This window comes from Streptomyces sp. NPDC029169 (assembly GCF_055563935.1).
On the sequence record NZ_JBVHXA010000011.1, the window covers coordinates 234,611 to 259,786 of the forward strand.

Here is a 25,176-nt window from a genome sequence, read left to right on the forward strand (position 1 = left end):
GAATCCGCGTGGCTGAGGAACAGAAACTCCGCGACTACCTCAAGCGAGCCATCAACGACGCCCGCGACGCGCACCGGAAGCTCCGCGAGGCCGAGGAGAAGGAGCACGAGGCGATCGCCATCGTCGGCATGGGCTGCCGGTTCCCCGGCGGGATCGGCTCGCCCGAGGACCTGTGGCGCACCGTGTCCGAGGGCACCGACACCGTCGGCCCCTTCCCCGAGGGCCGCGGCTGGCCCGAGGACCTGTACGACGCCGATCCCGAGCGCTCCGGCACCAGCTACACCCGCGAAGGCGCCTTCCTGCACGACGCCGGCCACTTCGACGCCCCGTTCTTCGAGATCTCGCCGCGCGAGGCCCTCGCCATGGACCCCCAGCAGCGACTCCTCCTCGAAGTCGCCTGGGAGACCGTCGAACGCGCCGGAATAGCCCCTTCCAGCCTGCGCGGCAGCAGCACCGGCGTCTTCGTCGGCGCCACCGGGCAGGACTACGGCCCCCGCATGCAGGACGCCCCGCCCAGCGTCGAGGGCCTGGTCCTCACCGGCAGCACCTCCAGCATCATGTCCGGCCGCATCGCCTACCACCTCGGCCTCACCGGACCGGCCGTCACCCTCGACACGGCCTGCTCGTCGTCCCTGGTCGCGCTGCACCTCGCCGCCCGCGCCCTGCGGGCGGGGGAGTGCTCCATGGCCCTCGCCGGCGGCGTCATGATCATGGCGACGCCCGGTACGTTCATCGAGTTCAGCCGCCAGCGTGGCCTGTCCGCCGACGGCCGCTGCAAGTCGTTCTCGGCCGACGCGGACGGCACCGGCTGGGGCGAGGGCGTCGGCATGCTGCTCGTCGAGCGCCTCTCCGACGCCCAGCGCAACGGCCACCCCGTCCTCGCGGTCCTGCGCGGCACGGCCGTCAACCAGGACGGCGCCTCCAACGGCCTCACCGCCCCCAACGGCCGGGCCCAGCAGGCCGTCATCCGCCAGGCCCTCGCCGGGGCCCGCCTCACGCCCGCCGACATCGACGCCGTCGAGGCGCACGGCACGGGCACGCGGCTCGGCGACCCCATCGAGGCGGAAGCGCTGCTCGCCACCTACGGCCGGGAGCACAGCGACGACCAGCCGCTGTGGCTCGGCTCGGTCAAGTCGAACATCGGCCACACGCAGCACGCCGCCGGTGTCGCCGGCGTCATCAAGATGGTCGAGGCCATGCGCGCGGGCGTCCTGCCGAAGACGCTCCACGCCGAGGAGCCGACCCCCATGGTCGACTGGTCGGCGGGCGGTGTCGAGCTCCTTACGGAGGCGCGGGCGTGGCCGGAGACGGGTCGTGCGCGGCGGGCGGCGGTGTCGTCGTTCGGCGTGAGCGGGACGAACGCGCATGTGGTGCTGGAGGAGGCGCCGGAGGCCCAGGACACGGAGCGCGCCGAGGGCGCCGATGCCGTTGTTCCGGCGGTGACGCCGTGGGTGGTGTCGGGGCGTACGGCCGCCGCCCTGAAGGAGCAGGTCGAGCGGGTACGGGAGTTCGCGGCCGGTTCGGATGTGCGTGCTGTGGACGTCGGTTGGTCGCTCGCTGCGACGCGGTCGGTGCTGGAGCACCGGGCGGTGATCGTCGGCGAGGAGACGGTCGAGACGGGCGTGGCGGCCGGGGACGGGCGCCTGGGTGTGGTGTTCACGGGGCAGGGTGCGCAGCGGGCCGGTATGGGGCGTGAGCTGTATGAGGCGTTCCCGGTGTTCGCGTCCGCTCTGGACGAGGTGCTGTCGCATCTGGATCCGTCGCTTCGGGAGGTCGTCTTCTCGGGCGAGGGGCTGGACGACACGGCCAACACTCAGCCTGCTCTGTTTGCTCTGGAAGTCGCTCTGTTCCGCCTCGTTGAGTCCTGGGGCGTGAAGCCGGAGGTTCTGGCCGGTCACTCGATCGGTGAGATCGCCGCCGCGCACATTGCCGGTGTGCTGTCGCTGGAAGACGCGTGTGCTCTGGTGTCCGCTCGGGGTCGTCTGATGCAGGCGCTGCCGGCGGGTGGTGCGATGGTCGCCGTCCAGGCCTCCGAGGAGCAGGTTGCTGCGCTGCTGGCCGGTCGTGAGGCTGAGGCCGGTATCGCCGCGGTCAACGGCCCCACCTCGGTCGTCATCGCCGGCGTCGAGTCCGTCGTTCTGGAGATCGCCGCGTCTCTTGGGGTGAAGTTCAAGCAGCTCACGGTCAGTCATGCGTTCCACTCGCCGTTGATGGAGCCGATGCTGGACGACTTCCGCCACGTCGTCTCCGGCCTCACGCTCAACTCGCCGCAGATTCCCATCGTTTCGACGGTCACCGGCCTCGCGGCCACCGCTGAGGAGCTGCAGTCGGTCGACTACTGGGTGGAGCACGTGCGTCGCCCGGTTCGTTTCGCCGACGCCGTGCGCACCCTGGAGGCCCAGGGTGTGGAGGTTCTGCTGGAGCTCGGTCCGGACGCGGTGCTGTCCGCGGTGGCCGCCGAGTCCGTCGACGTCCCGGCCGTCCCGGTCCTCCGTAAGGGCCGTCCGGAGGCGCACTCCCTCGTCGCCGCGCTCGGCCGCGCCTTCGCCCACGGTGTGGACGTGGACTGGGCGGCGTACTACGAGGGTTCGGGCGCCCGTCGCGTCGACCTGCCCACGTACGCCTTCCAGCACGAGACCTACTGGTTGGAGCCGTCGCCCTCCGGCACGTACGCCGCCATCGCGCCGCTGGCGGAACGCAAGGCTCACCGCGCCCCCGAGGGTGCTGCGGACCTGCTGGAGGAGCTGGCCGGCCTGAGCGAGGCCGAGCAGGACCAGCGCCTGCTGAGGCTGGTACGCGAAGCCCTCGCCGACGTCCTGGGCTACGCCGACCCGGACACGGTCGGCTCCACCCAGGTGTTCACCGAGCTGGGGCTGACGTCCATGACGGCGGTCGAGCTGCGCAATCGACTGAACACCGCCACCGGGCTCCGCATCCCCGCCACCGTGGGATTCGACCACCCGACCCCGCAGGCCGTCGCCTCCTACCTCAAGGCGGAGCTGCTGGGCTCGGAGAGCGCCCCGCGCGCCGTCGCGACGACCAGGGTGAGCGACGAGCCCCTGGCGATCGTCGGCATGGCCTGCCGCTTCCCGGGCGGGGTCGGCTCGCCCGAGGATCTGTGGCGGCTGGTCTCCGAGGGCACCGACGCCATCGGCCCGCTCCCCGACGGCCGCGGCTGGGCCGAGGACCTGTACGACCCGGACCCCGACCGTTCCGGCAAGAGCTACACCCGCGAGGGCGGATTCCTCTACGGCGCTGACGAGTTCGACGCGGGCTTCTTCGGGATCTCGCCGCGTGAGGCGCTCGGCATGGACCCGCAGCAGCGGCTCCTGCTGGAGACCTCGTGGGAGGCGTTCGAGCGTGCGGGCATCGACCCGGAGTCGGTGCGCGGCGCCCAGATCGGTGTCTTCGCCGGCGGCAACGGCACGGACTACGCGTCCATGATGACCCGCGCCCCCGAGGGCGTCGACGGCTACCTGATGACCGGCAACGCGAACAGCGTCATCGCCGGCCGCATCTCGTACGCCTTCGGCCTTGAGGGCCCGGCCATGACCGTGGACACCGCGTGTTCGTCGTCGCTGGTCGCCCTGCACCTGGCCGCCCAGGCCCTGCGTTCCGGTGAGTGCGAGATGGCGCTGGTCGGCGGTGTGACCGTCATGTCGACGCCGGGCACGTTCGTCGAGTTCAGCCGGCAGCGCGGCCTGGCGCCCGACGGCCGCTGCAAGGCGTTCTCCGCGGACGCGGACGGCACCGGCTGGGCCGAGGGCGCCGGCATGCTGCTGGTCGAACCGCTCCGGCAGGCCCGCCGCAAGGGCCACCGGATCCTCGGTGTCGTGCGTGGCACGGCGGTCAACCAGGACGGTGCGTCCAACGGTCTGACCGCGCCCAACGGTCCGTCGCAGCAGCGCGTGATCCGCCAGGCTCTGGCCAACGCGCGTCTCACGGCGGCCGATGTGGATGCCGTCGAGGCACACGGCACGGGTACGCGGCTCGGTGACCCGATCGAGGCGGAGGCGCTGCTCGCCACCTACGGTCAGGAGCACGCCGAGGACCAGCCGCTGTGGCTGGGCTCGCTGAAGTCGAACATCGGCCATGCCCAGGCCGCCGCCGGTGTCGGCGGTGTCATCAAGATGCTCATGGCCATGCGTGAGGGCGTGCTCCCGAAGACCCTGCACGTCGCCGAGCCGTCGCCGCTGATCGACTGGGACGCGGGCGCGGTCGAGCTGCTCACGGAGGCGCGAGCGTGGCCGGAGACCGGCCGCCCCCGCCGGGCCGCCGTCTCCTCGTTCGGCGCGAGCGGCACCAACGCCCATGTGGTGCTGGAGCAGGCCCCAGAGGTCGAGGACGCCGAGGGCGCCGATGCCGTTGTTCCGCCTGTGGTGCCGTGGGTGGTGTCGGGGCGTACGGCCGCGGCCCTGAAGGAGCAGGTCGAGCGGCTGCGGGAGTTCGCGGCGGGCTCGGATGTGCGTCCGGTGGACGTCGGTTGGTCGCTCGCTGCGACGCGGTCGGTGCTGGAGCACCGGGCGGTGATCGTCGGCGAGGAGACGGTCGAGACGGGTGCGGCGGCCGGGGACGGGCGCCTGGGTGTGGTGTTCACGGGTCAGGGTGCGCAGCGGGCCGGTATGGGCCGGGAGCTGTATGAGGCCTTCCCGGTGTTCGCATCCGCTCTGGACGAGGTGCTGTCGCATCTGGATCCGTCGCTGCGGGACGTGATCTTCGCCGGTGAGGGCCTGGACGAGACCGGTAACACTCAGCCTGCGCTGTTTGCTCTGGAAGTCGCGCTGTTCCGCCTCGTTGAGTCCTGGGGTGTGAAGCCGGAGGTTCTCGCCGGTCACTCGATCGGTGAGATCGCCGCTGCCTATATCGCGGGTGTGCTGTCGCTGGAGGACGCCTGCACCCTCGTCTCCGCTCGCGGACGCCTGATGCAGGCCCTGCCGGCGGGTGGCGCGATGGTCGCCGTCCAGGCGTCGGAGGAGCAGGTTGCTGTGCTGCTGGCGGGTCGTGAGGCCGAGGCCGGTATCGCCGCGGTCAACGGCCCCACCTCGGTGGTCATCGCCGGTGTCGAGTCCGTCGTTCTGGAGATCGCCGGGTCTCTGGGGGTGAAGTTCAAGCAGCTGACGGTGAGTCATGCGTTCCACTCGCCGTTGATGGAGCCGATGCTGGACGACTTCCGCAGCGTCGTGGCCGGTCTGACCTTCAACTCCCCGCAGATTCCGATCGTTTCGACGGTCACCGGTCTCGCGGCCACCGCCGAGGAGCTGCAGTCGGTCGACTACTGGGTCGAGCACGTGCGTCGCCCCGTCCGTTTCGCCGACGCCGTCCGCACCCTCGAAGCCCAGGGTGTGGAGGTCCTGCTGGAGCTCGGCCCCGACGGCGTCCTGTCCGCGATGGCCGCCGACTCCGTCGACATCCCCGCTGTCCCGGTCCTCCGTAAGGGCCGCCCGGAGCCCGAGCAGCTGGTCGCCGCGCTCGGCCGTGCCTTCGCCCACGGCGTGGACGTGGACTGGTCCGCGTACTACGAGGGTTCCGGCGCCCAGCGCGTCGATCTGCCCACGTACGCCTTCCAGCGTCAGTCGTACTGGCTCGTCCCCGCCGCCGACGCGACCGACGTGGCCTCGGCCGGTCTTGCGGACGCCGGGCACCCGCTGCTCGGTGCGGCGGTCGAGCTGGCCGACGGGGAAGGTCTGGTGCTGACCGGGCGGCTGTCGCTGCAGACGCACCCGTGGCTGGCGGACCACGCCGTCGCCGGCGCGGTGCTGCTGCCGGGCACCGCGTTCGTGGAGCTGGCCGTCCAGGCCGGCGACCGGGTGGGTTGCCGGCGGATCGAGGAGCTGACACTCGCCGCGCCGCTGATCCTGCCGGAGCGCGGGGCCGTCCAGCTCCAGATCACCGTCGGCGCTCCGGACGACTCCGGCCGCCGTGACGTGGCGTTCTTCTCCCGCCCTGACGGCGAGGACGGTTACGGCGAGCCGTGGGTCCGGCACGCCTCCGGTGTCCTGGCGGCCGTCGCCGCACCCGTATCGGTCGACCTCGTCGCCTGGCCGCCGGCCGGGGCCGTCGAGGTGGACGTCGACGGCGCGTACGAGCGGCTGCAGGACCAGGGGTACGGCTACGGGCCCGCGTTCCAGGGGCTGCGCCGCGCCTGGCGGCGTGAGGACGAGGTGTACGCCGAGGTCGTCCTGCCCGAGGAGCAGCGAACCGAGGCCGACCGGTACGCCCTTCACCCGGCGCTGCTCGACGCGACCCTCCACGCCGTGATGCTGAAGGCGCTGGAGGACGCGGCCGAACCCGCGCTGCCCTTCTCGTGGGGCGGGGTAGCCCTGCACGCCGGCGGAGCCTCCGAGCTGCGGGTCCGGTTCGTCTCCACGGGGCCGGACACCGTGTCCGTGGTGATCGCGGACGTGGCGGGCAAGCCCGTGGCCGAGGCCGACTCGCTGCTGTGGCGGACCGTGTCCGCGGACGCGCTCAGCAGCGCCCGTACCGCCTACCACGACGCGCTGTTCGAGGTCGACTGGGCGGCCGTGCCTGCCGCCCCGGTGGCGGCAGGGGGCGCCGAGGGCTGGGTGCTGCTCGGCGACGACGTGCTCGGTCTGGCGGCCGGGCCGCTCGCCGGACTGAGCCGGTACGACGACGTGGCCGCCGTCCTCGGCGCAGCCGACGACGGCGCACCGGTGCCGCAGGTGGCGCTCGTGTCCCTTCCCGCTGAGAACGGCGATGTGCCGGATGCGGTGCGCCGGGCCACCTACCAGGCGCTGCGTCTGGCGCAGGACTGGCTGGCGGACGCGCGCCTGGAGGACTCGACGCTCCTCGTCGTGGCACGCGGCGCGGACAGCGGGAACCTCGCCCTCGCCTCGGCCTGGGCCCTGCTGCGCTCGGCGCAGACCGAGAACCCGGGCCGCATCGTCCTGCTCGACCTGGACGCCGAAGGGACGGACGGAGCTTGGGAGCCGTGGCAGGCCGTGCTGGCCGCTCCGGCCTCCGGGGAACCGCAGCTCGCCGTGCGCGACGGTGGCCTCGTCGCGCCCCGGCTGGCGCGTATCCCGGTCGACCAGGCCACGGAAGCCTCGGGCGGCGAGGCCTCGGCTGTCGAGGCGTCGGGCGGCGAAGCCTCGGCTGCCGAAGTCCCGGGTGCTCCCTTCGCCCCCGACGGGACGGTCCTCGTCACCGGCGCCACCGGTGTCCTCGGCGCCCTGCTGGCCCGCCGTCTCGTCACCGCGTACGGCGCCAGGCACCTGCTGCTGACCAGCCGCCGCGGCCTGGACGCGCCCGGCGCCAAGGAGCTGAGCGAGGAACTGACCGCGCTCGGCGCCGACGTACGGATCGCCGCCTGCGACGCCGCCGACCGCGCGGCGCTGGAGGAGCTGCTCGGTTCCGTGTCGCCGGAGCACCCGCTCACCGCCGTCGTGCACACCGCCGGCGTCGCCGACGACGGCGTCATCGGCTCGCTCACGCCCGAGCGGGTCGACACGGTGCTCCGCCCCAAGGTGGACGGCGCGTGGAACCTCCACGAGCTGACCAAGGACCTGCCGCTGTCCGCGTTCGTCCTGTTCTCGTCGGCAGCCGCCGTCTTCGGCGCCCCGGGCCAGGGCAACTACGCCGCGGCCAACGCCTTCCTGGACGCCCTCGCCCAGCACCGGCACCGTGCGGGCCTGCCCGCGACCGCCCTGTCATGGGGCCTGTGGGCCGAGGCCAGCGGCATCACCGGTCACCTCGGCGAGGCCGACGTCCAGCGCATGGTCCGCGCCGGCCTGGTGCCCCTGACCGCCGAGGACGGCCTGACGCTGTTCGAGTCCGCCCTCGCCGTCCAGGGCGGCCGGCCTTGGATGCTGCCGATGCGGCTGGACCTCAAGGCGCTGCGAGCCCAGGGGGACGGCCTCCCCGCAGTCCTGCGCGGCCTGGTACGCGTCGCCCCGAAGCGGAGCGCGGCGAGTGGTGGCACAGCCGGCACGGGCGAGGGCGGGTCCGCTCTCACCGAGCGGCTCGCCGCACTCCCGGAGACGGAGCAGCGCACCGTCCTGCGGGACCTGGTGTGCGGACAGGTCGCGACCGTCCTCGGCCACGCCGGCCAGGGCACCGTCGACCCGGAGCGGGCCTTCAAGGAGCTCGGTTTCGACTCCCTGACCGCCGTCGACCTGCGCAACAGGCTCAACGCGGCCACCGGGCTGCGGCTTCCGGCCACCCTCATCTTCGACTACCCGACTCCGCAGGCGCTCGCCGAGCACCTGCGCGAGGAACTGGTCGACACGGGGGTGTCCCCGGAGCGTCTCGTCACGGAGCGGATCGAGGAGCTCGAAGCCGCTCTGACAGCAGTGGAGTTGGACGACATCGCCCGTGCCGAGACCAAGGTCCGGCTGCAGGCGCTGATGTCCCTGTGGGATGTCGATCGGACCGCGGCGGAAGGCGCCGACGTGGCCGAGGAGCTCGCATCGGCGTCCGTCGAGGAAATGTATGAGTTCGTCGGCAAGGAATTCGGGATCACTTTCGACTGACAGCACCGGAACACGCACCGGAAGAACAGAACGAACCGGCGACACAGCGCCGAAGTGCCCAAGGACTTGCCGAACATGATGGGTGGGAAAGCGGAAATGCGGAACGATGAGAAGCTCCTCGGTGTATTCAAGAAGGTGACCGCCGACCTCGTGCAGACCCGTAACCGGCTGCAGGAGCTCGAGGAGAAGAACCAGGAACCGATCGCGATCGTCGGCATGGCCTGCCGTTATCCCGGCGACGTCGAATCCCCCGAGGACCTGTGGCGACTGGTCGCGGACGGCACCGACGCCATATCACCGTTCCCGGTGAACCGGGGCTGGGCCCAGGACCTGTACGACCCGGACCCGGAGGCCAAGGGCAAGAGCTACGCCCGTGAAGGCGGCTTCCTTCACGACGCCGACGCCTTCGACCCCGCCTTCTTCGACATGAGCCCCCGCGAAGCGCTCGGTGTCGACGCCCAGCAGCGCCTCCTCCTCGAGATCGCCTGGGAGACGTTCGAGCGGGCCGGCATCGACCCCGGCACCGTCAAGGACACGCCCGTCGGCGTCTTCACCGGCGTCATGTACGGCGACTACGGCCTCCGCTTCCGCGAGGTCCCCGACGGCTTCGAGGGACACATCCTCACCGGCAGCGCCGGCAGCGTCGCCTCCGGCCGCGTCGCGTACAACCTCGGTCTCACCGGCCCCGCCGTGACCGTGGACACCGCGTGCTCGTCGTCGCTGGTCGCCCTGCACCTCGCCGCCCAGGCCCTGCGTGCCGGCGAGTGCTCCATGGCGCTGGCCGGCGGTGTGACCGTCATGTCCACCCCCGGCACGTTCGTCGAGTTCAGCCGGCAGCGCGGTCTGGCGCCCGACGGCCGGGCCAAGTCCTTCTCCGCCGACGCGGACGGTGTGGGCTGGGGCGAGGGCGTCGGCATGCTGCTCGTCGAGCGGCTGTCGGACGCGCAGCGCAACGGCCACCGCATCCTCGCCGTCATGCGCGGCTCCGCCATCAACCAGGACGGCGCCAGCAACGGCCTCACCGCCCCCAACGGCCCCTCCCAGCGGCGGGTCATCCGCCACGCCCTGCTCAACTCCCGCCTCACCCCGGCCGATGTCGACGTCGTCGAGGCGCACGGCACGGGTACGCGGCTCGGCGACCCCATCGAGGCCGACGCGCTGCTCGCCACGTACGGACAGGAACGCGCCGAGGGGCAGCCGCTGCTCCTCGGCTCCGTGAAGTCGAACATCGGCCACACGCAGGCCGCCGCCGGCGTCGCCGGCGTCATCAAGATGGTCATGGCCATGCGTGAGGGCGTGCTGCCGAAGACCCTCCACGCCGACGCGCCCACGACCGAGGTCGACTGGTCCTCCGGCGCCGTGGAACTGCTGACGGACGCGCGGGCATGGCCGGAGACCGGCCGCCCGCGCCGGGCCGCCGTCTCCTCCTTCGGCATCAGCGGCACCAACGCCCATGTGGTGCTGGAGGAGGCGCCTGAGGCTCCGGAGGAGGCTTCGACTCCCGGTTCGGAGGGTGTCGTTCCGGTCGTGACGCCGTGGGTGGTGTCGGGTCGTACGGCTGCGGCGCTGACGGACCAGGTGGCGCGGGTGCGGGAGTTCGCGGCGGGCTCGGATGCGCGTGCTGTGGACGTCGGTTGGTCGCTCGCTGTGACGCGGTCGGTGTTCGAGCACCGTGCGGTCATCGTGGGTGACGAGATGGTCGAGAGCGGTACCGCCGCCGGTTCGGGTCGCCTGGGTGTGGTGTTCACGGGTCAGGGTGCGCAGCGGGCCGGTATGGGCCGGGAGCTGTATGAGGCGTTCCCCGTGTTCGCGGAGGCGTGCGACGAGGTGCTGTCGCATCTGGATCCGTCGCTGCGGGAGGTCATCTTCTCGGGCGAGGGTCTGGACGAGACGGGCAACACTCAGCCGGCGTTGTTCGCCCTTGAGGTGGCGCTGTTCCGCCTCGTTGAGTCGTGGGGTGTGAAGCCGGAGGTCTTGGCCGGTCATTCGATCGGGGAGATCGCCGCCGCGCACATTGCCGGAGTCCTGTCTCTGAAGGACGCTTGCACCCTTGTCTCGGCTCGGGGTCGTCTGATGCAGGCGCTGCCGGCGGGTGGTGCGATGGTCGCCGTCCAGGCGTCGGAGGAGCAGGTTGTTCCGCTGCTGGCGGGTCGTGAGGCCGAGGCCGGTGTCGCTGCGGTCAACGGTCCGACGTCGGTGGTCATTGCCGGTGTCGAGTCCGTCGTTCTGGAGATCGCCGGGTCTCTGGGGGTGAAGTTCAAGCAGCTCACGGTGAGTCATGCGTTCCACTCGCCGCTGATGGAGCCGATGCTGGACGACTTCCGCAGCGTCGTTGCCGGTCTGTCCTTCAACTCCCCGCAGATTCCGATCGTTTCGACGGTCACCGGTCTCGCGGCTTCCGCCGAGGAACTCTGCTCGGTCGAGTACTGGGTGGAGCACGTGCGTCGCCCGGTCCGTTTCGCGGACGCCGTGCGCACCCTGGATGCCCAGGGTGTGGAGGTCCTGCTGGAGCTCGGTCCGGACGCGGTGTTGTCCGCGATGGCGGCCGAGTCCGTCGACGTCCCGGCCGTCCCGGTCCTGCGTAAGGGCCGTCCGGAGGCGCATTCCCTCGTCGCTGCGATCAGCCGCGCCTTCGCCCATGGCGTGGACGTCGACTGGGCGGCGTACTACGAGGGTTCCGGCGCCCAGCGCGTCGACCTGCCGACGTACGCCTTCCAGCACGAGCGGTACTGGCTGCTGCCGCCGCAGGAGGTTGGAGACGTGACGTCCGCCGGTCTGGCGTCCGCCGGGCACCCGCTGCTGGGTGCGGCGGTCGAGCTGGCCGACGGGGACGGTCTGGTGCTGACCGGGCGGCTGTCGCTGCAGACGCACGCCTGGCTCGCCGACCACGCCATCCTCGACACGGTGCTGCTGCCGGGTACGGCCTTCGTGGAGCTGGCGACCCAGGCCGGCGACCGCGTCGGCTGTGACACGGTCGAGGAGCTGACGCTGGCCGCGCCGCTGGTCCTGCCGGAGCGCGGGGCGGTCCAGCTCCAGATCACCGTCGGCGCGCCGGACGACTCCGGCCGCCGCGACATGGCGTTCTTCTCCCGTCCCGACGGCGAGGACCGGTCGTGGACCCAGCACGCCACCGGCACCCTGGTGGCGACGCGCGCCGCGACCACCGAGAGCCTCGTCGTATGGCCGCCGGCGGACGCCGTCGAGGTGGACGTCGAGGACGCGTACGAGCGCCTCGCCGCGGGAGGACAGCACGGCTACGGTCCTGCCTTCCAGGGCCTGCGCAAGGTGTGGACCCTTGACGGCGAGATCTACGCGGAGGTCGCCCTCGCCGACGAGCAGCGCGCCGATGCCTCCCGGTTCGCGCTGCACCCCGCCCTGCTCGACGCCGCCCTGCACCCGCTGCTGCGCGGAGTCGTGGACGACGAGCGCCAGGGTGGACTGCCGTTCTCCTGGACCGGTGTCACCGTCCACAGCGGCGGCGCGTCCGTCCTTCGCGTACGCCTGACCCCGACCGGGGACGACACCCTGACCCTCGTCGCGGCCGACGGCACGGGCGCCCCTGTCGTCACCGTGCGCTCGCTGCTGTCGCGGGCCATCTCCGCCGACGCCCTGCGCAACGCCGGGACCTCGCACGGCGACGCGCTGTTCGGCCTCGAGTGGGAGAAGGTGTCCGTTGCACAGGGGGAGCCGGCCGCCGGCCTCACGGACTCCTGGGCGGTCCTGGGCACCGCCGACTCCGCCGCCGCGTCGCTGGTCCCGGGCCGCGGTCCGGACCGAACGTACGCGGACTGGGCGGAGCTGGACGCTGCTCTGGCGGCGGGCGGCAATGCGCCTGAGGTGCTGGTCGTCCCCTTCACGACGGACGGCCCCGACGCGTACGCCGCCTCCGCTGACGACCTGCCCCAGCGGGTCCGCGCCGCGACCCTGCGCGCTCTCGACCTGCTGCAGAAGTGGCTGGCTGACGAGCGCTTCGAGGGCTCCAAGCTCGCCGTGGTCTCCCACGACGCCGTCGCCACCGACCCGGCAGGTGTGAGCGACCCCGTCCTCGCCGCCGTCCGCGGTCTCGTCCGCACCGCCCAGAACGAGAACCCCGACAGGTTCGTGCTGGTGGACGTGGACGACACCGATGCGTCCCGGCAGGCGTGCGCCGCCGCCGTGGCGACCGGCGAGCCCGAGCTCGTCCTGCGCGACGGTGCAGCCTTCGCGCCACGCCTGGCCCGCATCACCGCAACCGCCGACGGCACCGCGACCGTTGGCGGCAAGGCGACCGCCGACGGCACCGCGACCGTTGGCGGCAAGGCGACCACCGACGGCACCTCGACCGGTGACGGCACCGCAACCGCCGACGGCACCGCGGACGCCCGGCCCGCCTCGTTCCGGGCCGACGGCACCGTGCTCGTCACCGGTGCCACCGGCGACCTGGGCACCCTTCTCGCCCGCCACCTCGTCGCTGAGCACGGCGTACGCCACCTGCTGCTGCTCAGCCGCCGCGGCGGAGCCGCCCCCGGTGCCGCCGAACTGGCGGCGGAGCTCGCGGAGCTCGGCGCCGAGGTCACCTTCGCCGCCTGCGACGCCGCCGACCGGGACGCGCTCGCCGCCGTCCTCGCGGACGTGCCGGCCGGCCGCCCGCTGTCCGCCGTCGTCCACACCGCCGGCGTCCTCGACGACGCCATCGCGGCCCGGCTCACCGCCGAGCAGGTCGACCGCGTCTTCCGGCCGAAGGTCGACGCGGCGTGGAACCTCCACGAGCTGACCCGGGAGCTCGACCTCGACGCGTTCGTGCTCTACTCGTCGTCCGCCGCGACCTTCGGCGGCCCCGGGCAGGCCAACTACGCCGCGGCCAACGCCTTCCTCGACGAACTCGCCCGCGTCCGCCGCGCCGCCGGCCTGCCCGCGACCTCCCTCGCGTGGGGCCTGTGGGCCCAGGCCGGCGGCATCACGGAGAACCTGTCCCAGAACGACGTCACGCGCATCGCCCGCGCCGGCATGACGCCGCTCACCGAGGACGACGGCATGGCGCTGTTCGACGCGGTCCTCGCGGCGGACCTCGCCTGGGCCCTGCCCACCCGCCTCGACCTGTCGGTGCTGCGCGAGCTCGGCGACCGCCTGCCCGCACTGCTGCGCGGCCTGGTCCGCGTCGCCCCGAGGCGCGGCACGGCGGCGGTCAGCGGCGGAGGTTCCTCCTCCATGCTGGCGCAGGAGCTCGCCGGACTCTCCGACACCGAACGCGAGCGCGTCCTCGTCGACCTCGTACGGGGCCACGTCGCCGCCGTCCTCGGGCACAGCGACCGGGACGCCATCGACCGCGAGCGTGCCTTCAAGGAACTCGGCTTCGACTCGCTCACCGCCGTCGAACTGCGCAACCAGCTCAACACGGCCACCGGGCTCCGCCTCCCCGCCGCGCTGATCTTCGACTACCCGACGCCGCTCGCCATCGCCCGGCACCTGAAGGACGAACTCGCCGGCACCGTGACGGCCGCCGCCCCCGTCCCCGCCCGCACCGCCCCCGTGGACGACGACCCGATCGCCATCGTCGGCATGGCCTGCCGCCTGCCCGGCGGGGTCACCTCCCCAGAGGACCTGTGGCGACTCGTCACCGACGGCGTGGACGCCATCACCGGCTTCCCGACCGACCGCGGCTGGGACATCGACGGCATCTACGACCCGGACCCGGAGGCGAAGGGCAAGAGTTACGCCCGCGAGGGCGGCTTCGTCGAAGGCGTCGACCTCTTCGACCCGGCGCTGTTCGGCATCTCGCCGCGCGAGGCCCTGGGCATGGACCCGCAGCAGCGGCTGCTGCTCGAGACCGTCTGGGAGAGCATCGAGCGTGCCGGCATCGACCCGGTTTCGCTGCGCGGCAGCCAGACCGGCGTCTTCGTCGGCGTCAGCGGACAGGACCACGGCGGCGTGCTCGCCCAGGTGCCCAGCTACGAGGGCCAGCTGCTCACCGGAAGCGCCAACAGCATCGCCTCCGGCCGTATCGCCTACCACCTCGGCCTCACCGGACCGGCGATCACCCTCGACACGGCCTGCTCGTCGTCGCTGGTGTCGCTGCACCTCGCGGCGCAGGCGCTGCGGGCGGGGGAGTGCGACCTCGCCCTCGCGGGCGGTGCCCTGCTGATGTCCACGCCGACGCTCTTCGTCGAGTTCAGCCGGCAGCGCGGCCTGGCGCCCGACGGCCGCTGCAAGGCGTTCTCCGCGGACGCCGACGGCACCGGTTGGGCCGAAGGCGTCGGTGTCCTGCTCGTCGAGCGGCTGTCCGACGCCCGCCGCAAGGGACACCCCGTCCTCGCGGTCGTGCGCGGCACGGCCGTCAACCAGGACGGCGCCTCCAACGGCCTGATGGCCCCCAACGGTCCCTCGCAGCAGCGGGTGATCCGCCAGGCCCTGGCCGGTGCCCGCCTGACCCCGGCCGACGTGGACGTCGTCGAGGCGCACGGCACCGGTACGCGCCTCGGCGACCCGATCGAGGCGGAGGCCCTCCTCGCCACCTACGGCCGGGAGCGCCCGGAGGACCAGCCGCTGCTCCTCGGCTCCGTGAAGTCGAACATCGGCCACACGCAGCACGCCGCCGGCGCCGCCGGAATCATCAAGATGGTCATGGCGATGCGCCACGGCCTGGTCCCGAAGACCCTGCACGTCGCCGAGCGCTCCCCGATGATCGACTGGTCGGCGGGCGCGGTGGAACTCGTCACCGAGGCGCGGGCATGGCCGGAGACCGGTCGTGCGCGACGGGCGGCGGTGTCGTCGTTCGGCGTGAGCGGGACGAACGCGCACGTGGTGCTGGAGCAGGCCCCGGAGATGGAGGACGCCGAGGGCGTCGATGCCGTTGTTCCGCCTGTGGTGCCGTGGGTGGTGTCGGGGCGTACGGCTCCGGCGCTGACGGACCAGGTGGCGCGGGTGCGGGAGTTCGCGGCCGGTTCGGACGCGCGTGCTGTGGACGTCGGCTGGTCGCTGGCCTCGACGCGGTCGGTGCTGGAGCATCGGGCGGTGATCGTCGGCGAGGAGACGGTCGAGACGGGTGCGGCTGCTGGTTCGGGTCGCCTGGGTGTGGTGTTCACGGGTCAGGGGTCTCAGCGGGCTGGTATGGGCCGTGAGCTGTATGAGGCTTTCCCGGGGTTCGCGTCCGCTTTGGACGAGGTGCTGTCGCATCTGGATCCGTCGCTGCGGGACGTGATCTTCGCCGGTGAGGGCCTGGACGAGACGGGCAACACGCAGCCGGCGTTGTTCGCCCTCGAAGTCGCCCTGTTCCGGCTGGTGGAGTCGTGGGGCGTGAAGCCGGAGGTTCTGGCTGGTCATTCGATCGGTGAGATCGCTGCTGCGCATGTTGCGGGTGTGCTGTCGCTGGAGGACGCGTGTGCTCTGGTGTCCGCTCGGGGTCGTCTGATGCAGGCGCTGCCGGCCGGTGGTGCGATGGTCGCCGTCCAGGCCTCCGAGGAGCAGGTTGCTGCGCTGCTGGCGGGTCGCGAGGCTGAGGCCGGTGTCGCTGCGGTTAACGGTCCGACGTCGGTGGTCATTGCCGGTGTCGAGTCGGTGGTGTTGGAGATCGCCGCGTCTCTGGGGGTGAAGTTCAAGCAGCTCACGGTCAGTCATGCGTTCCACTCGCCGCTGATGGAGCCGATGCTGGACGACTTCCGCCAGGTCGTCTCCGGCCTCACGCTCAACTCGCCGCAGATTCCCATCGTTTCGACGGTGACCGGTCTCGCCGCTTCCGCCGAGGAGCTCTGCTCGGTCGAGTACTGGGTGGAGCACGTTCGTCGCCCGGTCCGTTTCGCGGACGCGGTCCGCACCCTGGAGGCCCAGGGTGTGGAGGTTCTGCTGGAGCTCGGTCCGGACGCGGTGCTGTCCGCGATGGCGGCCGACTCCGTCGACATCCCGGCCGTCCCGGTCCTCCGTAAGGGCCGCCCGGAGCCCGAGCAGCTGGTCACGGCCCTCGGTCGTGCCTTCGCCCACGGTGTGGACGTGGACTGGTCCGCGTACTACGAGGGTTCCGGCGCCCAGCGCGTCGACCTGCCCACGTACGCCTTCCAGCACGAGCGGTACTGGCTGCTGCTGCCGGCGGCCGACGAGGCCGGCGATGTCACCTCGGTGGGTCTGGCGTCGGCCGGGCATCCGCTGCTCGGTGCGGCGGTCGAGCTGGCTGGTGGTGAGGGTGTGGTGCTGACCGGTCGGCTGTCGTTGCGTACGCATGCGTGGCTTGCCGATCATGCGGTGTTCGACACGGTGCTGCTGCCGGGTACGGCTTTCGTGGAGCTGGCTGTGCGGGCCGGTGACCAGGTCGGCTGTGACGTGGTCGAGGAGTTGACGCTGGCAGCGCCGTTGGTGCTGCCGGAGCAGGGTGGTGTGCGGGTTCAGATCACGGTCGGGGCCGAGGATGGTTCCGGGCGTCGTGAGATGGCGGTGTTCTCCCGTCCTGACGGCGAGGACGCGGAGTGGGTTCAGCACGCCACGGCTGTTCTGTCCGCCGGCGCCGCCGCGGATGCCGTCGCGCCGCAGGACCTGACGGTCTGGCCGCCGGCCGGCGCGGAGGAGATCGACCTGGCCGACGTGTACGGCCGACTGATCGACCAGGGTTACGGATACGGGCCCGCGTTCCAGGGCCTGCGCCGAGCGTGGCGGCTGGGCGACGGCGAGCTGCTCGCCGAGGTCGTCCTCCCCGAGGAGCAGCACGCGGACGCGGACCGGTTCACGCTGCACCCCGCGCTGCTCGACTCGTCCCTGCACGTACTGCTGCCGGGTGTCGCGGACGCGGACGGCCGACCGGGCCTGCCGTTCTCCTGGTCGGGAGTGGCCGTGCACACCACCGGTGCCACGGCTCTGCGGGTCCGCCTGACCCGTACGAAGGCCGACACCGGCCTCGACCAGGTGGCACTGACGATGACCGACCCTGCGGGCACTCCGGTGGCGACGGTGCGGAGCCTCCTGTCGCGCGAGGTGTCCGCCGACATGCTGCGGGGCGCCGGCGCCGCCGGCGGAGCCCACCACGAGTCGCTGTACCACGTGGACTGGACCCCCGTGCCCGCCCCGGACACCGCGGCTGACCTGACGACCTGGGCCGTCCTCGGTACGGACGAGCTGGGTGTCGGTGCCGTCCTCGACCCGTCGGGCGGCGTGCTGCGCGGCCACACCGACCTCGCCGCGCTGCGGCGTGCCGTGGACGCCGAGGGCACTGCTCCGTCCGTCGTCCTCGTGCCCTTGCGGCCGGCCGGTGACGGTGTCGAGGACGACGCCGCCGGGCTCGGCGAGGTCGCCCGGCTCACCTCGCACATGGCGCTGGAACTGGCCCAGGCGTGGATCGCGGACAGCCGGTTCGCCGACTCGCGGCTGGTCCTCCTTACCCGTGACGTCGTTCCCGCCGATGAGGACGCGGCCCTGGAGAACCTGGCCCTGTCCGGTGCGTGGGGCCTGTTCCGCTCCGCGGCGACGGAGAACCCGGGCCGGTTCGCGATGGTGGACGTCGACGCCTCCGAGCGCTCCGCACGGCTGCTGCCGGCCGCGCTCGCGTCCGGTGACCACGAACTGGTGATCCGCGACGGCGAGGCCCGTACTCCGAGGCTCGCCAAGATGCCGGTGACGGACGCGGCCGAGTCCGGCACCGCTCCGGTGTGGTCCCCGGATGGGACCGTCCTCGTCACGGGCGCAACCGGTGGCCTGGGCGCGCTGCTCGCCCGCCACCTGGTCACCGAGCACGGCATACGCCACCTGCTGCTGACGAGCCGTCGTGGTTCGGCGGCGCCAGGCGCCGCCGAGCTGGAGGCCGAGCTGACCGGCCTGGGCGCTCAGGTCACCATGGCGGCCTGCGACGTGGCGGACCGGGCGGCCCTCGCCGGGCTGCTCGCGACCGTACCGGCCGAGCACCCGCTGACCGGCGTCGTGCACACCGCCGGCGTCCTCGACGACAGCATCCTCGTGTCGATGACGGGGGAGCAGCTCGACACCGTGCTGCTGCCCAAGGTGAACGCGGCGTGGAACCTCCACGAACTGACCCGGGACCTGGACCTGTCGGTGTTCGTCCTGTACTCGTCCGTCTCCGGCATCCTCGGCCCGCCCGGACAGGCCAACTACGCGGCCGGCAACGCGTTCCTCAACGCGCTCGCCCAGCACCGCCGCTCCCGCGGCCTGCCCGCCACCTCGCTCGCCTGGGGCCTGTGGGACCAGGCCAACGGAATGATCGGGCACCTCGACGAGGCCGACCGCAAGCGGGTCGCCAAGGGCGGCGTGGTCCCCATGTCCGAGGAGGAGGGCATGGCGCTGTTCGACGCCGCCGTCGCCGAGGACCGCAACCTGCTCGCCCCCGTCCGCTTCGACACCGGCGCCCTGCGCGCCCTGGGCGACAACCTGCCCCGTCTGCTGCGCGGCCTGGTGCGCGTGGCACCGCGCCGGGCCGCGTCCGCGGCCGGAACGGCGGGCGCGCTCGGAACGGCCGGTGGCACGGGTGCCGAGGGCACGGCGCCGATCGCGCAGCGCCTCTCCGGACTCGACGCGGCGGAGCGGCAGACGGCGCTCGTCGACCTCGTCCGCGCCGAGGTGGCCACCGTCCTCGGCCACGCGGGCGTCGAAGCGGTCGACCAGAACCGCGCGTTCAACGAACTCGGCTTCGACTCCCTCTCAGCCGTCGAACTCCGCAACCGCCTCAACGCGGTCAGCGGACTGCGGCTGCCGGCCACCCTGGTCTTCGACTACCCGACCCCGGCGGCGGTCGCCGGATACCTCGCCGAGGAGATCCCCGTCCTCGGCGCCGCGCAGATCGGCTCCCTCGGGCAGGAGATCGACCGTCTGGAGGCCAGCCTCGCGTCGACGCCCGGCGAACGGGAGGAGTACGAGGCGGCCGTCGGACGCCTGGAGAAGATCGTGCTCCGCCTGCGCGAGTTCGCCGGCGCGAAGCCCGTCACCGTGTCCGAGGAGGACATCCACTCCGCCTCGGTCGACGAATTGCTCAACCTGATCGACGAAGAATTCGACCTCGCGTGAGGTCACGGAATATTCGGAACCTTCGACGTATTCGCCCCTCACGGCTGAGGAAGTGACACAGTGCAGGAAAAGCAGCAGCAGACCCAGCAGGAAAATCAGCAGGAAAATCAGCAGGAAAAGCTCGTCGACTATCTGAAGAAGGTCACCACAGACCTTCGGCGGGCCCGGCAGCGCGTGCAGGAACTGGAGTCGAAGGGCGACGAGCCCATCGCCATCGTCGGCATGGCCTGCCGCTACCCCGGCGGCGTCGGCTCGCCCGAGGGGCTGTGGCAGCTCGTCGCCGACGGCACCGACGCCATCAGCACGTTCCCCGTCAACCGGGGCTGGGACGAGGACCTCTACGACCCGGACCCCGAGCGGACCGGGAAGAGCTACACGCGCGAGGGCGGCTTCCTCCACGACGCCGACGCCTTCGACCCCGCCTTCTTCGGCATCTCGCCGCGCGAGGCCCTGGGCATGGACCCCCAGCAGCGGCTGTTGCTCGAGACCACCTGGGAGACGTTCGAGCATGCGGGCATCGACCCCGCCGCGGTCCGTGGCACCGACGTCGGCGTGTTCGCCGGAGTCATGTACTACGACTACGCGCCGCCCGTCCGCCAGATACCGCAGGAGCTCGAAGGCATCCTGATGACGGGCAACGCCGGAAGCGTCATTTCCGGCCGCCTCGCCTACTCGTTCGGCCTGACCGGACCGACCGTCACCGTCGACACGGCCTGCTCGTCGTCGCTGGTCGCCCTCCACCTGGCCGTGCAGGCCCTCCGTGGCGGCGAGTGTTCCATGGCCCTGGCCGGTGGCGTCGCCGTCATGCACACCCCCAGCACCTTCGTCGAGTTCAGTCGCCAGCGCGGTCTGGCGCCCGACGGCCGCTCCAAGTCCTTCTCCGCCGACGCGGACGGTGTGGGCTGGGGCGAGGGCGTCGGCATGCTGCTCGTCGAGCGCCTCTCCGACGCCCAGCGCAACGGCCACCGGATCCTCGGTGTCGTCCGTGGCACGGCCGTCAACCAGGACGGTGCCTCCAACGGTCTGACCGCGCCCAACGGGCCGTCCCAGCGCCGCGTGATCGGCCAGGCCCTGGACAACGCCCGCCTGACGCCGGCCGACGTGGACGTCGTCGAGGCGCACGGCACGGGTACGCGGCTCGGTGACCCGATCGAGGCGGAGGCGCTGCTCGCCACGTACGGCCGCAACCGGCCCGAGGACCGGCCGCTGTGGCTGGGCTCGCTGAAGTCGAACATCGGCCACACGCAGGCCGCCGCCGGTGTGGGCGGTGTCATCAAGATGGTCATGGCCATGCGTGAGGGCGTGCTGCCGAAGTCGCTTCATGCCGAGGAGCGTTCCCCCGAGATCGACTGGGCCGCGGGCGGTGTCGAGCTCCTCACGGAGGCGCGGGCGTGGCCGGAGACGGGTCGTGCGCGGCGGGCGGCGGTGTCGTCGTTCGGCGTGAGCGGGACGAACGCGCATGTGGTGCTGGAGGAGGCGCCGGAGGCTCCGGAGGAGGCTTCGGTTTCTGCTTCGGAGGGTGTTGCTCCGGTGGTGGTGCCGTGGGTGGTGTCGGGCCGTACGGCCGCCGCCCTGAAGGACCAGGTGGCGCGGGTGCGGGAGTTCGCGGCGGGCTCAGACGCCCGTCCGGTGGACGTCGGTTGGTCGCTCGCTGCGACGCGGTCGGTGTTCGAGCACCGGGCGGTGATCGTGGGTGACGAGGTGGTCGAGAGCGGTACCGCCGCCGGTTCGGGTCGCCTGGGTGTGGTGTTCACGGGGCAGGGGTCTCAGCGGGTCGGTATGGGGCGTGAGTTGTATGAGGCGTTCCCGGTGTTCGCGGAGGCGTTCGATGAGGTGCTGTCGCACCTGGATCCGTCGCTGCGGGACGTGATCTTCGCCGGTGAGGGCCTGGACGAGACCGGTAATACTCAGCCGGCGCTGTTCGCTCTGGAAGTCGCCCTGTTCCGCCTCGTTGAGTCGTGGGGTGTGAAGCCGGAGGTCCTGGCTGGTCATTCGATCGGTGAGATCGCTGCTGCGCATGTTGCGGGTGTGCTGTCGCTGGAGGACGCGTGTGCTCTGGTGTCCGCTCGGGGTCGTCTGATGCAGGCGCTGCCGGCGGGTGGTGCGATGGTCGCGGTTCAGGCCTCCGAGGAGCAGGTTGCTCCGCTGCTGGCCGGCCGCGAGGCTGAGGCCGGTATCGCCGCCGTCAACGGCCCCACCTCCGTCGTCATCGCCGGTGTCGAGTCGGTGGTGTTGGAGATCGCCGGGTCTCTGGGGGTGAAGTTCAAGCAGCTCACGGTCAGCCATGCGTTCCACTCGCCGCTGATGGAGCCGATGCTCGACGACTTCCGCAGCGTCGTGGCCGGTCTGACCTTCAACTCCCCGCAGATTCCGATCGTTTCGACGGTGACCGGTCTCGCCGCTTCCGCCGAGGAACTCTGCTCGGTCGAGTACTGGGTCGAGCACGTGCGTCGTCCGGTCCGTTTCGCCGACGCCGTCCGCACCCTCGAAGCCCAGGGCATCGAGACGATTCTCGAACTCGGCCCGGACGCGGTGCTGTCCGCGATGGCCGCCGAGTCCGTGGACATTCCCGCTGTCCCGGTCCTGCGTAAGGGCCGTCCCGAGGCGCACTCCCTCGTCGCCGCGCTCGGCCGCGCCTTCGCCCACGGCGTGAACGTCGACTGGTCCGCGTACTACGAAGGTTCGGGCGCCCAGCGCGTCGACCTGCCGACGTACGCCTTCCAGCACGAGCGCTACTGGCTGGTGACCGCTCCCGACAAGGGCGACGTCACGTCCGCCGGCCTGGCCGAGGCCGGGCACCCGCTGCTGGGTGCGGCGGTCGAGCTGGCCGACGGCGACGGCTTGGTGCTGACCGGGCGGCTGTCGCTGCAGACGCACCCCTGGCTCGCCGACCACACCATCCTCGGCGCCGTTTCGCTTCCCGGCACCGCCTTCGTCGAGCTGGCCGTTCAGGCCGGCGACCGCGTCGGCTGCGACACGGTCGAGGAGCTGACGCCGGCCGCGCCGCTGGTCCTGCCGGAGCGCGGGGCGGTCCAGCTCCAGATCACCGTCGGTGCGCCGGACGACTCCGGCCGTCGTGACGTGGCGTTCTTCTCCCGTCCCGACGGCGAGGACCGGCCGTGGACCCAGCACGCCACCGCCGTCCTGGCCGCGGCAGGCCCGAGTGAGGAACCGGAGGGGCTGTCGGTCTGGCCGCCGGCCGGGGCCGTCCAGGTGGACGTCGAGGACGCGTACGAGCGCCTGGCCGAGCAGGCGCAGCACGGCTACGGTCCCGCCTTCCAGGGCCTGCGCAAGCTGTGGACCCGCGACGGCGAGATCTACGCCGAGGTGGTCCTCCCCGACGAGCAGCGTGCCGAGGCCGAGCTGTTCACCCTCCACCCGGCGCTGCTGGACGCCGCTCTCCAGGCCGCCGTGCTCACCGGCCGGGCCGCCGGCCTGACGGACGGCGGGGACGAGTCCCGGGCCGTCGTCCCGGACTCGTGGTCCCGGGTCAGCGTGTACGCGACGGGCGCCTCCGTCCTGCGCGTGTGCCTGACGCCTGACGGCGCGGGCGCGGTCTCCGTGCGCGCCGCCGACGGCACGGGCGCCCCGGTAGCCTCCGTCGACGCCCTGACCTGGCGGACGGTGCGGGCACAGGAGCTGCGCGGCGCCCTGCCCGCCGTCCAGGGCGGCATGTTCCGGCTCGACTGGCAGCCCCTTCCGGCCACGCCGGCGGAGCAGGGGACGGAGGAGGCGGACATGGTCCTGCTGGCCGGCGAGACCGCCGGTCCCGAGGGCCTTCCCGGGATCCCGGGCGTCGCCGGACTCCGTACCGTTCGTGATCTCGCGGAGCTCGCCCAGGAGGCGGACACCGCGGCCGCGCCCGTGCCGGCCTTCGTCGTCGCGACCGTGTCCACGTCGCCTGACCCGGCCGGCGATCTCGCCGGCACCGCCCGTGGCACGGCCCACCGCGTCCTCGCCCTGCTGCAGGAGTGGCTGGCCGACGAGCGGTTCATGGGCTCGCGGCTCGTCCTCGTGACCCGGGGCGCGGTGGCGGCGGGCGAAGGGGCGCCCGCTCGGGACGGCCTCGCCGCCGCCCCGGTGTGGGGACTGGTGCGGTCGGCGCAGACCGAGAACCCGGGCCGGTTCGTCCTCGTGGACCTGGACGACGCCGAGGCGTCCGGCGCGGTGCTGGTCGCCGCCGTCGCCGCCGTCGCCGCCGGCGAGCCGCAGCTCGCCGTCCGAGACGGCGCCCTGCTCGTCCCGCGCCTGGTCCGCCTGCCGGCGGACCCGGACGCGACCGTCGACGCGGACACCGATGCGGGCACCGGCCTGGCCGCCGAAGCGCGGTTCGACGCCGACGGCACCGTACTGATCACCGGCGCGACGGGCGCTCTCGGCACCCTGCTGGCCCGTCATCTCGTGACCGAGCACGGCGTGCGTCACCTGCTGCTGACCAGCCGTCGTGGGCTCGAGGCTCCCGGCGCCACCGAGCTGGCGGCGGAGCTGACGGAGCTGGGCGCGCAGGTCACCGTGGCGGCCTGCGACGTGGTGGACCGGGACGCGCTCGCCGGACTCCTCGCGACCGTGCCGGCCGAGCACCCGCTGACAGCCGTCGTGCACACCGCCGGCGTCACCGACGACGGTGTGTTGGCCTCCCTCACCGCCGACCGGCTCGACACCGTGCTCCGGCCCAAGGCCGACGCGGCGTGGAACCTGCACGAGCTGACCCGGGACCTGGATCTGTCCGCGTTCGTCCTGTACTCCTCCGTGTCCGGCCTCCTCGGCGGCGCCGGACAGGCCAACTACGCGGCCGCCAACGCCTTCCTCGACGCACTCGCCGCCCGGCGCCTCGCCGACGGCCTGCCCGCGCTGTCCCTCGCCTGGGGCGCCTGGGGAGGCGCCGCAGGCATGGCCGGCGAACTGGGGGAGGCGGACGTGACACGGCTGCGCCGCACCGGCATCGTGCCCCTCACCCCCGAGCAGGGCCTGGCCATGTTCGACGCGGCCGTCACCCGACGGGACCGGTCGTCCCTGCTCGTTCCAGCCCCCCTCGACACGGCGGTCCTCGCCCGGCACGCCGACGCACTGCCCGCCGTCCTGCGCGCGCTCGTGCCCGCCACCGCGGCCCGGCGCAGTGCGGCGGAAGGCGGCGACGACGCCGAGTCGCTGACCCGCCGCCTCGCCGCCCTCCCGGCCGAAGAGCAGGAACGCGAACTGACCGCACTCGTCCGCGGCCACGTCGCCCGGGTCCTCGGGCACACGGGCAGGGACAGCGTCGATAGCGACCGGGCGTTCAAGGAACTCGGCTTCGACTCCCTGACGTCCATCGAACTGCGCAACCGCCTGAACGCCGCCACCGGCCTGCGCCTGGCGGCCGCCCTGGTCTTCGACCACCCCACGCCGGCCGCCGTCGCCGCCCACCTGCGCGCCGAACTGCTGTCCAGGCTCGGCGGCGTCGCCACCGACACCGACGGCACCGAGGACCCGCAGGACAAGCAGCTGCGCAGGGCGCTGACGAGCATTCCGCTCGACCGGATCCGCCGCGCCGGACTCCTCGACGTACTCCTCCAGCTCGCCGACCCCGACGGGGGTACGGCCGTCGCAGGGCAGGGCCCCGCGACGTCGACGGGCACCCCGGCCGACGTACTGGACGCGATCGACGACATGGACGCCGAAAGTCTGCTGCGGATGGCGGCCGGCGGCGCCGCCGCGTGACGACGGCCGCCACCGCCCC

Annotated in this window: 3 protein-coding genes; all 3 read left to right on the forward strand. The window is 72.6% G+C overall.

Annotated elements, in window-relative coordinates:
* Positions 1-8 precede the first annotated feature (8 nt).
* The 3 genes from ACZ4VI_RS21930 (at position 9) to ACZ4VI_RS21940 (ending at position 25,157) form a co-directional block, all read left to right on the forward strand.
* Positions 9-8,489, forward strand: a complete 8,481-nt coding sequence (locus ACZ4VI_RS21930) for a type I polyketide synthase (protein WP_468001480.1) — start codon at positions 9-11, stop codon at positions 8,487-8,489.
* 150 nt (positions 8,490-8,639) lie between these two features.
* Positions 8,640-19,460: a type I polyketide synthase gene (locus ACZ4VI_RS21935; RefSeq protein WP_468001513.1), complete on the forward strand. Its 10,821-nt coding sequence runs from the start codon at positions 8,640-8,642 to the stop codon at positions 19,458-19,460.
* A 60-nt stretch (positions 19,461-19,520) separates the two neighbouring features.
* Positions 19,521-25,157 (forward strand): type I polyketide synthase, encoded by a 5,637-nt coding sequence (locus ACZ4VI_RS21940; RefSeq protein WP_468001482.1) that lies wholly within the window; start codon positions 19,521-19,523, stop codon positions 25,155-25,157.
* Positions 25,158-25,176: the final 19 nt, after the last annotated feature.